The organism is Streptomyces sp. NPDC093598 (assembly GCF_044764825.1).
Taxonomy (GTDB): domain Bacteria; phylum Actinomycetota; class Actinomycetes; order Streptomycetales; family Streptomycetaceae; genus Streptomyces.
This window is the reverse complement of the sequence record NZ_JBIWIV010000002.1, coordinates 548,276-562,302: the sequence shown is the minus strand read 5'-3', so window position 1 is coordinate 562,302 and position 14,027 is coordinate 548,276. Positions and strand designations below refer to the sequence as shown.

Sequence of the window (14,027 nt, the reverse complement as noted above, 5' to 3'; positions counted from 1 at the left end):
AACCTGATCACATGACATCCATTTTCAACAAGGTGGGGCGGTCGTGAGGATCGCGTTCGTCGGCAAGGGCGGCAGCGGAAAGACGACGCTGTCCGCACTCTTCTCCCGTCACCTGGCGCGCTCCGGCGCCCCGGTCCTCGCCATCGACGGCGACATCAACCAGCACCTGGCCGAGGCGCTGGGCGGCGAGGAGAAGTCCGCCGCTCCCCTGGGCGCGCACCTGCCCGAGATCAAGAACTTCCTACGGGGCGACAACCCCCGCATCCCCTCCCCCGAGGCGATGATCAAGACGACCCCGCCCGGACGCGGCTCCCGCCTGCTCCGCCCGCTCGGCGAGGACGAACTGCACGCCCGGCACGTCGGCCGGGCAGGCGGAGTGCCCCTCATGGCGACGGGTGAATTCGACGAGTCCGACCTGGGCGTGGCGTGCTACCACTCCAAGCTCGGCGCGGTGGAGCTGTACCTCGGGCACCTGGTGGACGGCCCCGGCGAGTACGTCGTCGTCGACATGACAGCGGGCGCGGACGCCTTCGCCTCGGGCCTGTTCACCCGCTTCGACATCACCTTCCTGGTGGCGGAACCCACCCGCAAGGGCGTCTCGGTCTACCGCCAGTACCGCGACCACGCCGAACAGTTCGGCATCCGCATCGCCGTCGTCGGCAACAAGGTCACCTGCGAGGACGACCTGCTCTTCCTCAAGGAGCAGGTGGGCGACGACCTCCTGACCCACCTGGAACAGTCCCCCTGGGTGCGCGCGGCCGAGCAGGGCCGCACCGAGTCCGGCCCGGACGCCCTGGCGTCGCTGGAGCCGCACAACCGTCACGCCCTCACGGTCCTGCGCGAGACGGTCGACTCCCACCCGCGCGACTGGGACCGGCTCCACGGGCACGCGGTCGAATTCCACCTGCGCAACGTCCACGCCTGGGCGGACGCCCGCACGGGGGAGGATCTGGCGGGGCAGGTGGATCCGGAGTACGTCCCGGGGCCGGCCGCCCTGGCCTGAGGGGCACCACACTCATCACGGCTCTCTCCTGCTGACCCGTCCCGCCGGCTACTCGATCCCCGTGGCATCGAGTAGCCGGACCATGTCCTTGCGCCCGTACCCGAGCGATCGGGCGCGGCCGGCGGCCATCAGCAGCAAGTGCGCGACGATCTTCGCCGCGTATCCGTTCTTGTCGTCCGCGTCGAACCATTCCTGGGGTTTCTCGACACCCAGGCTGTTCATCACCACTCCGTGCTCTCGGCGGACCTCCGCGACCGTACCGGCGACCGCGTCCATGAGCGTCTTCCCTGGCCGCTCGCACTCCAGAGCGAAGCACCCCCGGTCGACGGGCACGCACCCCTCCGGGGGACGCGCCCGCAGCCCCGCATACCTCTCGTCCCCGAACCCCGAGGCCCGGAAGTCCTCGTGCACCAAAGAGAACCGATGGAACCCGGGCGGAGTCGGAGGCGGTGGAGGCGTGTACTCCCACCCGGCGTCCTCGTACAACTGCCGCTTCACCTCTTCCTCTTCGACATGCGTCACGGTGAAGCCGTTGGCCTCGTTGCGACCGGTCGTCGTGCCGTCGGGGTTGCGGTGGAAATGCAGGCCCATGGTGTGCTCCCGTTACCGTGCTGAGAAGGGACGACAAGTTCCGTCACCAGCTCGAACGGCCCGCAGGCCGGGCGGGTGCCCGCTCCCCGAAGCACCATCCGATCGCGTGAAAAGGGGCGCTGCGGGAACTTCCCGGCTCAGCCGGACGAGCGATTGTTACGCTCACCCGATGAGGATTCCGGGCCCCGCAGAGATCCGGGCGCTGCACGAGAAGTACGCGCCCACCACCGAGGCGTTCACGCTCGTCCACACCCATTGCGAGATCGTCCGGGGGATCGCCGAGCAGCTCATGTCCGCACCCCACCTCGCTCACCTCGACGCCGAACTGGTCCGCGCCGGCTGCCTCCTGCACGACATCGGCGTCTACCGCCTCTACGGGGACGACGGACGGCTGGATCACGAGAACTACATCCGACACGGACTGCTCGGCCACGAGATCCTCGAAGCGGAGGGCTTCCCCGAGCCCCTGCGCCGCTTCTGCTCCCACCACACCGGAGTGGGACTCACGCGGCACGACATCGTGAGCCAGGGTCTGCCCCTCCCTCCCGCCGACTACCTGGCGGTGACGGAGGAGGAGAGGCTGGTGATGTACGCGGACAAGTTCCACACCAAGTCCCGGCCGTCGGTGTTCCTCTCCCCCGACGAGTACGCCGCCCACATCAGCCGCTTCGGCGGGGACAAGGTGACCGCCTTCCAGGCCCTGCGGGCGGAGTTCGGCGACCCGGACCTCAACCGGCCTCTCGGCCGGTCGACGCCCGTGTCGGCGCACACAACAGAGCCATGTCCGGGGCCTTGACACCGCCTCGCCGCCGGACGGCAACCATGGGCCGCCGGAACCCCGGGCAGGGGTTTTGGCGGCCGGTCGTCGCCTCTCAGGCAGCCCTGCGCGCCTGACTCCGATGGGCCCGGACGACATCGGCGTACCGATGCCCCGTGCCCTTGATCGTGCGCCGCTGCGTCTCGTAATCCACGTGGACGAGGCCGAACCGCTTCTCGTAGCCGTACGCCCACTCGAAGTTGTCCAGCAGCGACCAGGCGAAGTAGCCGGCCAGCGGGGCGCCCTTGCGGGCGGCGGAGGCGCAGGCCTCGAGGTGCCGCAGCAGGTAGTCCTGCCGCTCGGGGTCGTCGACCGTGCCGTCGGGGCGGACGACGTCCGGGAAGGCCGAGCCGTTCTCCGTGACGTACAGCCGGCGGGCCCCGTAGTCGTCGGTGAGCCGCAGCAGCAGTGACTCGATGCCGCTCGCGTCGATCTCCCAGTCCATGCCGGTGCGCGGGACGCCGTCTCGGCGTACGGCCCGGGCGTGGGGCGCCGGTCCGTCCGGGTCGTCGGCGACGGTCTGCGGGAAGTAGTAGTTCAGGCCCAGCCAGTCCAGCGGAGCGGCGATGGCCGCCGAGTCGCCGGGCCGTTCCGGGAGTTCGACGCCGTAGAGCTCGCGCATGTCCGACGGGAAGCCCCTGCCGTGCACCGGGTCGAGCCACCAGCGGTTGGTGTGGCCGTCCATGCGGCGGGCGGCGGCGATGTCCTCGGGGCGGTCGGTGGCGGGGTGGACGGTGGAGAGGTTGTTGACGATGCCGATCTGGGCGTCCGGGGCCGCCGCGCGGATCGCGCGGGTCGCCAGGCCGTGGCCGAGCAGCAGGTGGTAGGAGGCGCGGACGGCGGCCGTGAGATCCGTCAGGCCGGGTGCCATCGTGCCCTCGAGGTGGCCGATCCACGCCGAGCACAGGGGTTCGTTGAGCGTGGCCCAGTGGGTGACGCGGTCGCCCAGGCGTCCGGCGACCACCGAGGCGTACTCCGCGAAGGCGTGGGCGGTGTCGCGCTCCGGCCAGCCGCCCCGGTCCTGGAGCGTCTGCGGCAGGTCCCAGTGGTAGAGGGTGACGGACGGGGTGATGCCCGCCTCCAGCAGGCCGTCGATCAACTCGTCGTAGAAGGCGAGGCCCTTGGCATTGACGGGGCCGTCGCCGCCCGGGACGACGCGCGGCCAGGCGACCGACAGGCGGTAGGCGTTCACCCCCAGCCGGCGCATCAGGGCGATGTCCTCGGGCCAGCGGTGGTAGTGGTCGCAGGCGACGTCGCCGTGGTCGCCGCCGGCGGTCTTCCCGGGGGTGTGCGAGAACGTGTCCCAGATCGACGGCGAACGGCCGTCCTCCGCCACGGCTCCCTCGATCTGGTACGCCGAGGTGGCCGTGCCCCACAGGAAGTCGTGCGGGAGTGCGGCGAGGTCGATGGTCACGGAAGTCCCTTCGAGAACGGGCGAGTCGGTCACTTGACGGCTCCCGCCGTCAGGCCGGCCACGAGATAGCGCTGGAGCAGCAGGAAGCCCGCGACCACGGGCACGCTGACGACCAGCGAGGCGGCCATGATCTGGTTCCAGTACACGTCGTTGAGCGTGGAGTAGCCCTGGAGGCCGACGGCGAGGGTGCGGGTGGTGTCGTTGGTCATGACGGAGGCGAACAGGACCTCGCCCCAGGCGGTCATGAAGGCGTAGACCGCGACCGCGATGATGCCGGGGACGGCCGCCGGGACGACGACCCGGAACAGCGCGCCGAGCGGGCCGCAGCCGTCGACCAGGGCCGCCTCGTCCAGATCGCGCGGCACCGAGTCGAAGTAGCCGATCAGCATCCAGATCGAGAACGGCAGGGAGAAGGTGAGGTACGTGAGGATCAGGCCGCCGCGGGAGCCGAACAGCGCGATGCCCGTCGCGTTGCCGATGTTGACGTAGATCAGGAACAGGGGCAGCAGGAAGAGGATGCCCGGGAACATCTGCGTCGACAGCACGGTGACCGTGAAGAGGCGCTTGCCGCGGAAGTCGTAACGGCTGACGGCGTACGCGGAGAAGACCGCAATCACCACGGAACAGACCGTCGCCGCGCCCGCCACCACCAGGGAGTTGACGAAGTAGCGCGCCAGCGGGACCGTCGACCAGATGTCGATGTACGGGCGGATCGTCAGCTCGCTCGGCAGCCAGCGGAACTCGCCGGTGACGTCCGCCAGGGGCTTCAGCGAGCTGGAGACCATGACGTAGACCGGGATCAGCACGAAGCCCGTCAGCAGCGTCAGGAAGATCCGCCGGGACCACAGGAACGAGCGGGGCGGGGCCATGGGGGACGTGGTCATGGGGCGGTCCTCCGTCCGCGCGAGGTGAGCACGAGGTACGCGCCCGTGACCAGCAGCAGGAACAGCAGCAGCAGGACGGACATCGCGGAGCCGGTGCCGAAGTTCCAGGTGACGAACGACGCCTGGTAGATGTGCACCGAGATGAGGTCGGCGGCCTCCGGCGCGGTCCTGCCGAACAGGACGAACGGCGTGTTGAAGTCGTTGAACGTCCAGAGGAAGAGGACGAGCACCAGGACCTGGTTGACCGGGCGCAGCGACGGCAGGGTGATCCGGCGGATCTGCTGCCAGACGCCGGCCCCGTCCAGGGCGGCCGCCTCGTACAGTTCGCGCGGGATGTTCTGCAGGCCCGCCATGATGATGAGGAAGGCGAACGGCCAGCCTTTCCACACCGACACCGTCAGCAGCGCGATGAAGCTGTTGTCGCCGATGAGCCAGAAGGACGGCTTGTCGGTGAGGCCCAGCTGGTCGTGCAGGACGTGGTTCACCAGGCCGTTGTCATGCTGGAACATGAACACCCAGGTGATGACGGCCGCGTAGACCGGCAGCGCGTACGGGACGAGGAACAGGGCACGGAGCAGGCCGCGGCCCCGGAAGGTGTCCTGCATGAAGACCGCCGCGGCCGTGCCGATCAGCCAGCACAGGCCCACCGACAGCAGGGTGAAGGCGATCGTGACGAGGAACGAGTGGAGCAGCGCCTCGCCGACCGGGGCGTCGAAGTCCACCGACACCTTGTAGTTGTCGAGGGCGGACCAGGGGGCGGCGCCCCAGTCGCGGATGTAGAACTGTGTGAGCTCCTTGAAGCTCATGACGATGCCGATCACCATCGGCACCAGGTGGACGAGGAGTTCGAGGAGCAGGGCGGGCAGGAGCAGCAGGTAGGGCAGGCCGAAGCGCTGGAGCCGCCCGGTGCGGCGGCGGGGGCCGCGTGCCGCGCCGGGCGGGCTCTTGCGGACCGCCGGCCTCTCGGCCTGGGCAGTGGTGGTCATGTCGCTCAGGCCGCCGGCATCTGCTGCTGGGCCTTCTCCAAGGCCGCCTTCACCGAGGCCGTGGTGACCGGGCGTCCGGCGGCCGCGTCGGCGAACAGGCCCTTGATGGCCGTGCCGACCGCCGTCTCGAACTGGGACTCGTCGGCGACCTGGGGCAGCGCCACGGCGCTCTGCGCCAGGGTGTCCTTCAGGACGGTGTTGGCCGGAGTGGCGAAGGCGGCGTCCGCCTGGGCCGACTTGACCGGTGGAATCGTGCTGTAGGCCTTGTTGAGGATCTTCTGCTCGGCGTCGCTCGTCATGAACTTCACGAACTTCGTGGCGCCGTCGGTGTTGTCGGTGTTCTTGAAGACGGCCAGGTTGATGCCCGCGACCATCGAGTTGACCTGCTTGCCGGTGCCGGGGGTGCCGGACTGCACGGGCACCGGGGCGATGCCGTAGTCGTCCTTGCTCATGCCCTGCGACTCGAGGTTGGCGGACGCGGACTGCCACAGCAGCATCGCGGTCTTGCCCTTGGCGAAGTCGCTGACCGACTGGTTCTGCGCGTACTCGGCGTTGCCCGGCGCGATGACCTTGTCCTTGGCCATCAGGTCGACGTACTGCTTGACCGCGGCGACCGTCCCGTCGCTCGTGAACTCGGGCTTGCCGTCGGCGGTGAAGAAGTCGGCGCCGTGCTGCTCGGCGAAGACGAACGCGTGGTGGATGTTCTCCGACGGGTTCGAACCCTCCATGCCCAGGGCCCACTTGCCGTCCTTGGACAGCTTCTTCCCGTCGGCGACGAGCTCGTCCCAGGTGGCCGGTGGCTTCGAGATGCCCGCGTCGGCGAACATCTTCTTGTTGTAGTAGAGCGCGTACGACATCGAGTACAACGGCACCGCCGCCGGGTCCTTGCCCTCGGCGCCCGTGGAGCCGAGCGCCGAGTCGACGAACCGGTCCCTGCCGCCGATCTTGTCGAAGTTCTTCTGGTCCCACGGCAGCAGTGCGCCGGTGGCCTGGAGCGAGGCGCTCCAGGTGTTGCCGATGTTCAGCACGTCCGGGCCCTGGCCGGAGGTGGTGGCGGTGAGGATCCGGTTCAGCAGGTCCGACCAGGGGACGACCTCCAGCTTCACCTTGATCCCGGTCTGCTGCTCGAACTTGTCGAGTTCGGGCTGGAGGACCTTCTTGTCGACCTCGATGCTGGCGCCCTGGTTGGACGCCCAGTAGGTGAGCGTCTCAGGCGAGTCGTTCGACCCACCGCCGGTCGCGGAGCCGCCTCCGCAGGCCGTGGCCGCGAGGGCGAGTGACAGTGTGACGGCGCCTGCCGCCGCGGCTCGGATGCTGCGCATGGCTGCTCCTGGCCCTTCCGGGAGTACGGGAGTGCGTCCCCCTCACGTCGCGAGGGAGTCGTCATGGCTTAATTTAGGACGTGAGTTAATCCCCGGAAGGCAGTCCCGTCAAGGGGTTGGACACACTCTTGGAACTCTCGCCGGACCCCTTGACGCATCTGTTCCACGGATGAACCATTCAGCGGCGAGAGAGCGCTCCCCGCACCCCACTTCGTTCACTTCCTGAACCAGGAGAGCCGCCCCATGCCTGCTGACTCCCCGCAATCCCGCATGCCCGGGCCCGGCCGCCGGGCCGTCCTCACCGCCGCCGCGGCCGCGTCCACGCTCGCGGCGCTGCCCGGCACGGCCTCCGCCGCCACGGCCGCCCCGGCCGGTCGCGAGCAGCCCGTGCGCAAGAAGCCGCGCGCGCTGCCCGGCGGTGGCGACCTCGGCCCGAACGTGCTGGTCTTCGACCCGGCCACCCCGAACATCCAGGCCAGACTGGACGAGATCTTCCGGCAGCAGGAATCGGCCCAGTTCGGCACCGGCCGCTACCAGTTGCTGTTCAAGCCCGGCACCTACCACGGCCTGAACGCGCAGATCGGCTTCTACACCTCCGTCTCCGGCCTCGGCCTCTCCCCCGACGACACCACCATCAACGGCGACATCACGGTCGACGCCGGCTGGTTCAACGGCAACGCCACCCAGAACTTCTGGCGTTCGGCGGAGAACCTCGCGGTCGTCCCCGTGAACGGCACCAACCGTTGGGCGGTCTCGCAGGCGGCCCCGTTCCGCCGGATGCACGTCCGCGGCAACCTGAACCTCGCCCCGACCGGTTACGGCTGGTCCAGCGGCGGCTACATCGCCGACAGCCGGATCGACGGCCAGGTGCAGCCGTACTCGCAGCAACAGTGGTACACCCGGGACAGCGCGATCGGCGGCTGGCTCAACGGCGTGTGGAACATGGTGTTCTCCGGCGTCGAGGGCGCCCCCGCGCAGGGCTTCCCGAACCCGCCGTACACCACGCTGAGCACCACGCCGGTCTCCCGCGAGAAGCCGTTCCTGTACCTCAGCGGCGGCGAGTACCGGGTCTTCCTGCCCGAGAAGCGGACCAACGCCCGCGGTGTGACCTGGGGCAACGGCACCCCTCGGGGCACCTCGCTGCCCCTGTCGCGCTTCTACGTCGCCAAGCCCGGCGTCTCGGCGGCCACGCTGAACCAGGCCCTCGCCCAGGGACTCCACCTGCTGCTGACACCGGGGATCTACCACCTCGACCAGCCGGTCAGGGTCGATCGCGCCAACACCGTGGTGCTCGGGCTCGGTTACGCCACGCTCATCCCCGGCAACGGGGTCACCGCGCTGAAGGTCGCCGACGTCGACGGCGTACGACTGGCCGGGTTCCTCGTCGACGCCGGGCCGGTCAACTCCGCCGTCCTGCTGGAGATCGGCCCGAGGGGTGCCTCCCGCGACCACTCCGCCAACCCGACGACCGTGCAGGACGTGTTCATCCGGATCGGCGGGGCGGGCCCGGGCAAGGCCACCACCAGCATGGTCGTCAACAGCCGGCACACCATCGTCGACCACACCTGGGTCTGGCGCGCCGACCACGGTGACGGCGTCGGCTGGGAGACCAACCGCGCGGACTACGGCGTCGTCGTCAACGGCCACGACGTGCTGGCGACCGGGCTGTTCGTGGAGCACTTCAACAAGTACGACGTGCAGTGGTTCGGCGAGCGCGGCCGCACGATCTTCTACCAGAACGAGAAGGCGTACGACGCCCCGAACCAGGCCGCGATCCAGAACGGCCCGGTCAAGGGCTACGCCGCCTACCGGGTCGGGGACGACGTGACCAGCCACGAGGGCTGGGGCCTGGGCAGCTACTGCTACTACAACGTCGACCCGACCATCGTCCAGCACCACGGCTTCGCGGCACCGACCCGGCCCGGAGTGCGCTTCCACGACCTGCTCGTGGTCTCGCTCGGCGGCAACGGGCAGTACGAGCGCGTCATCAACGACACGGGGTCGCCGACGTCGGGGACGTCCACCGTGCCGTCGACGGTGGTGTCGTACCCGTAACCCGTAGGACGGGGCGGGCCCCTCCCCCCTTCGGAGAGGGGCCTGCCCCGTCACTACCGCACCGGCGTCACGACCGGCGCCGGCGCATAACCGGTGGGCCGGGCCGTGAACGTGCCGCGGCCCTGGGTACGGCTGCGCAACCGGGTCGCGTAGCCGAACAGCTCGGCCAGCGGCACGGTGGCAGTGACCACTGCCGCTCCCGCACGGGTGGCCGAGCCGGTCACCCGGCCGCGACGGGCGGCGAGATCGCCCAGCACACCGCCGACCGCGTCCTCGGGGACGGTGACCGTGACCTCGACGACCGGCTCCAGCAGGACCATCGCACAGGCACGCAGGGCCTCTCGGAGACCGAGGCGGCCGGCCGTGCGGAACGCCGTGTCCGAGGAGTCCTTCACATGGGTCGCCCCGTCGGTGAGCGTGACGCGCAGCCCGGTCACCGGGTTCCCGCCGAGCGGGCCCTCGGCGAGGGCGTCCCGGCAGCCGGCCTCGACCGCCCGGACGTACTCCTGCGGCACGCGCCCGCCGACGACGGCCGAGCGGAAGTCGAAGACTCCCTCCTCGTACGGCTCCACGTCGAGGACGACATGGGCGAACTGACCGGCCCCGCCGTCCTGTTTGACGTGCCGGAACACCAGCCCGGACACGCCCCGGCCGACGGTCTCGCGGTAACTGACCCGGGGGCGGCCGACGTTGACCTCCAGCCCCAGCTCGCGCCGGAGCTTCTCCACCGCCACCTCAAGGTGCAGTTCACCCATGCCGGACAACACCGTCTGCGCGGTCTCCGGGTCGGTCCGCACGACCAGCGACGGATCCTCCTCGGTGAGCCGCGCCAGCCCCGACGCCAGCCGGTCCGTGTCACCGGCCCGGCGGGACTCGACCGCGACCGACACCACCGGCTCGGGCACCCCGGGCGGTTCCAGGACGAGCGGTGCGTCCGGTGCGCACAGGGTCGAGCCGGCGCGGGCCGACTTCAGCCCGACGACGGCGACGATGTCCCCGGCGACGGCCCGGTCCAGCGGGGCGTGCCGGTCGGCCCGGACGCGCAGGATGCGCCCGATCCGCTCGGTGCGCCGCGCGCTCGCGTCCCACAGGGTGTCTCCCTTCTCGATCGTGCCCGAGTAGATCCGCAGATAGGTCAGCCGTCCCGTCGAGGTGGCGTGCACCTTGAACGCGAGAGCGGCCGCCGGTGCGTCCGGGTCGGCGGGCCGTTCCCGCTCCTCGCCGTCGTGTGTGCCGCGCACCGGCGGCACGTCCAGCGGCGACGGCAGATAGGCCACGACCGCGTCGAGCAGCGGTTCGACACCGCGGTCGCGGTACGCGGAACCGCACAGCACGACCACGCCGTCACCGTCACGGGTCACCTCGCGCAGCGCCGAGGAGAGCGTCTGCTCGCAGAGCGTGCCCGTGTCGCAGAACTCCTCGAGCGCGCCCGGGTGCAGTTCCGCCACGGCCTCCTCCAGCGCCCGGCGGCGGGCGACGGCTTCGTCCCGAAGGTCGTCCGGCACCGGCGCCTCCTCGACGGCGTCGCCATCCGCCCACAGCAGGGCACGCATGCGCACCAGGTCGACGACGCCGGTGAAGGCGTCCTCCGTGCCGATCGGCAGCTGCACGACCAGGGGCGCCGGGTGCAGTCGCTCCCGGATCGACGCCACGGCCGCGTCGAGGTCGGCGCCCGCGCGGTCCATCTTGTTGACGAACGCGATCCTGGGTACGCCGTGCCGGTCGGCCTGCCGCCACACCGACTCGCTCTGCGGTTCCACCCCGGCCACCGCGTCGAACACGGCCACGGCACCGTCGAGCACCCGCAGGGCACGCTCCACCTCGTCGGCGAAGTCGACGTGCCCGGGGGTGTCGATGAGGTTGATCCGGTGACCGTCCCAGGCGCAGCTCACCGCCGCGGCGAAGATGGTGATGCCCCGGTCCCGCTCCTGCGGGTCGAAGTCGGTGACGGTCGTGCCGTCGTGGACCTCGCCGCGTTTGTGAGTGGTTCCGGTGGCGTACAGGATCCGTTCGGTGACGGTGGTCTTGCCGGCGTCGACGTGGGCGAGGATGCCGAGGTTGCGGACGACGGCGAGCGGGTTGGGGTGGGTGCGCACGGCCCAGGGCCTTTCGAGTGCGATCGGAAAGAGGCAGCGCGATTTCCGGGCGCCAGGAGCAAGCAAGGCGGGCCTGACGACCCGTCAGATCAGCGACGTGTGTCCGGCGTTCGTCCCGGTCAGCCGATGCCGCCGCGCAGCGGGCACCGGGGCGACGAAGACACGAGGATCACCTCGTAGCGCGGCAGGGAGACGGCGACAGCGGTGTGGTCACGCATGGCCGTCTCCCTTCGTTCGTCACATCGGCGCACCGCCGGGATCGTGGGCGGCGCGGGTACGGGCGTGAGTGTAGGGAGGCAGGAGGGGCGGGGGCCAGGGATTTTCGGCGGTGTACCGCGGGTGCGGGGCGGTGGCGTGCCGTCGCATCCCGGCCGCCGCAGATCCGGCGGTGGTTGCTGGTCGGACCTGCCGAGCTTCGCTCCGCCCCGGTGGCATCAACGCAACTCAGGCGCCTCGTCCGGTTCGCGCTCTACTCGCCGCGCCGGTAACTGCGCACTCTGGCTGTATGGGGGCTGTTGACGAGGGGCTGCGCCGATTACAGGTCGGCCGGGATGCGTGTCCGCGCTGCCGTTTGCCGCAGGACCGCATGGTGACGCTGGAGCAGGACTGGGTTCTGCTGGAGCCCGGACTGGAGGTGCCGGCACATCTCGTGCCCGCGGAGCATCGGTGGATCACGCTGTCGGACGGCCGGGTCACGGTGTACGGCGTGTGCCCGCCGGACGGGTCGCAGCGATGCCGGATCGAGCACCGGCTGGCGTGCTCGAAGCAGCCGCTGCCGGACCTGTGGCCGTGGCTAACGGCTCTGCGGGAGGAGAATGCCCGGGCGGCGGAGCGGCGGACCGACCAGGAACCGCCCCGGCCGCCGGAGGTGTGGCCGGATGCCGGTTAGGCGTGGCTTGTCCGTACGGCGGAGCCGAGGGCCCGGGGCGTGACCTGGGCCCTTCGGAGGGCCCAGGTCAGGTGACTACTCCGGCGGCGTAGGCGTGTCGTGCGTGCGGTACATCGCCTGGACGTCCAGCTCCAGTTGGACGGTCGGGCCGACCACGGCGATGCCCCGGGCCAGCATGGAACGCCAGTTGAGGGTGTAGTCCTCGCGGTGGAGTTCCGCCGTGGCGAGGGCGGCGCAGCGCAGCTCCTGCCCGTAGCCGCCGTTCACCGTGCCGAGGTACGTCGTGTCCAGGCCCACCGAGCGGCTGACGCCGTGCATCGTGAGGGAGCCCTGAAGCGTCCACTTGCTGCCGCCCCGGTAGGCGAAGCGCGAGCTCGTGAAGTCGATGTGCGGGAAGCGCTCGACGTCGAGGAAGTCGGCGGACCGGAGATGGTTGTCGCGGGTGGTGTTGCCGGTGGTGATGCTGGAGGCGTCGATGCGGACGTGCACGCGGGAGTCGGTCATGTCCGGGGCGATCCGGATGCCGCCCTCGAAACGTTCGAAACGGCCGTGCACATGGGCCATGCCGACGTGCTTGGCGATGAACCGGATCGCGGTGTGCGGCGGGTCGAAGAGCCAGGTTCCGGCATGCGGCAGCTGGAGCGCCTCGGCGGGTTGCAGCCAGACACGCTCGGTGGCCGTCGGGGTGCCCGGGCCCGTCTCGATCGTCTCGCGGTGCGGCCGCAGGCCCTCCGCCGAGATGAGCAGGCTGTACCGGCCGGGCGGCAGCGCCGCGAGGAAGTAGCCGTACGGGTCGGTCGTGCCGCGGGCGGCGACGCGGTGGGTGTCCAGGGCGGTGACGGTGACGTCCGCGGCCGCCAGGGGCGAGCCCATCGGGTCGACGACCTCGCGGGCGACGGCGCCCGCGCCGGCGGGGAGGGGGAGGGCGAGGCCCGCCGCTGCGGCGGGGGTGCTCTTGAGCCACCGGCGCCGGAGCAGTGCGAGGGCCATGGTGGTCACCTTTCTTCGGGTGTGCGGCCGGCCGGCGGCGATTCAGCGCACGCCGACGGCCGCACCTTGCTGCGGTCACACCCCCTTGTCGATCTTGACGGACCGGGCTCCGGTGCGGGTGTCTCAATACGAGACAGTCAGGACTGTCCCCTGAACGCGTCCGCGTGTTCGGCGGCCCACTGGGCGAAGGTGCGCGCGGGGCGGCCGGTGACCTTCTCGACGGTGCCGGAGACCGTACGGCCCACCTCGGGGGTGTCCCCGTACGCCATGAGCAGGAAGCCGATGACGTCCTCCGCGAGACCGGCCGCCCGCCACTGCGCGACGGCCTCCTCCTCGGTCAGTTCGACCAGGGTGATCTCCCGGCCGACGGCTGTGGCGATCGTCTTCACCTTGTCGCCGACGGTCAGCACCTCGGGGCCGGTGATCACGTACTCCTGGCCGCCGTGCCCCTCCTGCGTGAGCGCGACCGCGGCGACGGCGCCGATGTCGCTCTCGTGGACCATGGCACTCAGCCGGTCGACGAACGGCTCCCGCACCTCGCCCGAGGCCACGATGCCGTCCGCCCACTCCAGGGCGTTGGCCATGAACTCGACCGGCATGAGCACGGTCCAGGCCACGCCGTCGTCGGCGCGCACCGCGTCCTCCAGCGGGGTGGGGCCGCCGCCGTGCAGCACGGTGACCCGGCGGACCCCGGCCGAACGGGCGAGCTCCAGGATCCGGGGTCCGGTCTCCAGCGGGCTGAAGGCGGCGCCGCCGAAAGTGATCAGATGAACGCCGGTGACCCCCTCCAGGGCCGGGACCAGGCTGTCCGGCTCGGTCAGGTCGCCCTCGACGACTTCGACCCCGGGCGGAAAGACGGCCTTCGCGGCATCACGGGTGAGGGCACGCACCTCGTGTCCTCGGGCGAGCAGTTCGGTGACGACCTGACGGCCGACGGTTCCGGTGGCACCGGTGACAAGAATTCTCTGCGTCTGCGTCAT

12 protein-coding genes are annotated in these 14,027 nt (G+C 70.6%); 4 read left to right on the top strand and 8 right to left on the bottom strand.

The annotated features are described in order from the left end of the window. Positions 1–43: 43 nt before the first annotated feature. Positions 44–1,003 carry an ATP-binding protein gene (locus ACIRDU_RS08540; protein WP_403576108.1) on the top strand — a complete coding sequence of 320 codons (960 nt, stop codon included), beginning with the start codon at positions 44–46 and terminating at the stop codon, positions 1,001–1,003. 48 nt (positions 1,004–1,051) lie between these two features. On the opposite strand, the gene ACIRDU_RS08535 is transcribed toward ACIRDU_RS08540, so the two are convergent. Continuing rightward, positions 1,052–1,594 carry a hypothetical protein gene (locus ACIRDU_RS08535; protein WP_403576106.1) on the bottom strand — a complete coding sequence of 181 codons (543 nt, stop codon included), beginning with the start codon at positions 1,592–1,594 and terminating at the stop codon, positions 1,052–1,054. Positions 1,595–1,763: 169 nt separating this feature from the next. On the opposite strand from ACIRDU_RS08535, the gene ACIRDU_RS08530 reads away from it, so the two are divergent. Further along, positions 1,764–2,390 carry an HD domain-containing protein gene (locus tag ACIRDU_RS08530; protein WP_403576104.1) on the top strand — a complete coding sequence of 209 codons (627 nt, stop codon included), beginning with the start codon at positions 1,764–1,766 and terminating at the stop codon, positions 2,388–2,390. A gap of 76 nt (positions 2,391–2,466) precedes the next feature. On the opposite strand, the gene ACIRDU_RS08525 is transcribed toward ACIRDU_RS08530, so the two are convergent. Genes ACIRDU_RS08525 through ACIRDU_RS08510 form a run of 4 tightly spaced genes read right to left on the bottom strand, consistent with a single transcriptional unit; the run spans position 2,467 to position 7,017 of the window. Beyond that, positions 2,467–3,825, bottom strand: a complete 1,359-nt coding sequence (locus tag ACIRDU_RS08525; RefSeq protein ID WP_403576102.1) for a GH1 family beta-glucosidase — start codon at positions 3,823–3,825, stop codon at positions 2,467–2,469. A gap of 29 nt (positions 3,826–3,854) precedes the next feature. Beyond that, on the bottom strand, positions 3,855–4,694 hold the full coding sequence (locus ACIRDU_RS08520; RefSeq protein ID WP_403577323.1) for a carbohydrate ABC transporter permease: 840 nt from the start codon (positions 4,692–4,694) through the stop codon (positions 3,855–3,857). Between the two features lie 11 nt (positions 4,695–4,705). Continuing rightward, positions 4,706–5,695, bottom strand: a complete 990-nt coding sequence (locus tag ACIRDU_RS08515) for a carbohydrate ABC transporter permease (protein ID WP_403576100.1) — start codon at positions 5,693–5,695, stop codon at positions 4,706–4,708. A 5-nt stretch (positions 5,696–5,700) separates the two neighbouring features. Then, positions 5,701–7,017 (bottom strand): ABC transporter substrate-binding protein, encoded by a 1,317-nt coding sequence (locus ACIRDU_RS08510; protein WP_403576098.1) that lies wholly within the window; start codon positions 7,015–7,017, stop codon positions 5,701–5,703. A gap of 243 nt (positions 7,018–7,260) precedes the next feature. Here ACIRDU_RS08510 and ACIRDU_RS08505 point away from each other — a divergent pair, with 243 nt between their 5' ends. Beyond that, the gene (locus ACIRDU_RS08505; RefSeq protein WP_403576096.1) at positions 7,261–9,072 is read left to right on the top strand and encodes a coagulation factor 5/8 type domain-containing protein; all 1,812 of its coding nucleotides are present in this window, start codon (positions 7,261–7,263) and stop codon (positions 9,070–9,072) included. Positions 9,073–9,125: 53 nt separating this feature from the next. Here the strand turns inward: ACIRDU_RS08505 and fusA are convergent, their stop codons facing one another. After that, positions 9,126–11,168 (bottom strand): elongation factor G, encoded by a 2,043-nt coding sequence (fusA, locus tag ACIRDU_RS08500; protein WP_403576094.1) that lies wholly within the window; start codon positions 11,166–11,168, stop codon positions 9,126–9,128. Between the two features lie 505 nt (positions 11,169–11,673). Between fusA and ACIRDU_RS08495 the strand changes: the two genes are divergently transcribed. Next, positions 11,674–12,057 carry a DUF6083 domain-containing protein gene (locus ACIRDU_RS08495; protein ID WP_403576092.1) on the top strand — a complete coding sequence of 128 codons (384 nt, stop codon included), beginning with the start codon at positions 11,674–11,676 and terminating at the stop codon, positions 12,055–12,057. A gap of 75 nt (positions 12,058–12,132) precedes the next feature. Here ACIRDU_RS08495 and ACIRDU_RS08490 read toward each other — a convergent pair whose 3' ends face one another. Both ACIRDU_RS08490 and ACIRDU_RS08485 read right to left on the bottom strand, forming a co-directional pair. Next, positions 12,133–13,047: a YceI family protein gene (locus tag ACIRDU_RS08490; protein ID WP_403576090.1), complete on the bottom strand. Its 915-nt coding sequence runs from the start codon at positions 13,045–13,047 to the stop codon at positions 12,133–12,135. Between the two features lie 137 nt (positions 13,048–13,184). Next, complete coding sequence (locus tag ACIRDU_RS08485) at positions 13,185–14,027, bottom strand: NAD(P)H-binding protein (RefSeq protein ID WP_403576088.1); 843 nt, start codon at positions 14,025–14,027, stop codon at positions 13,185–13,187.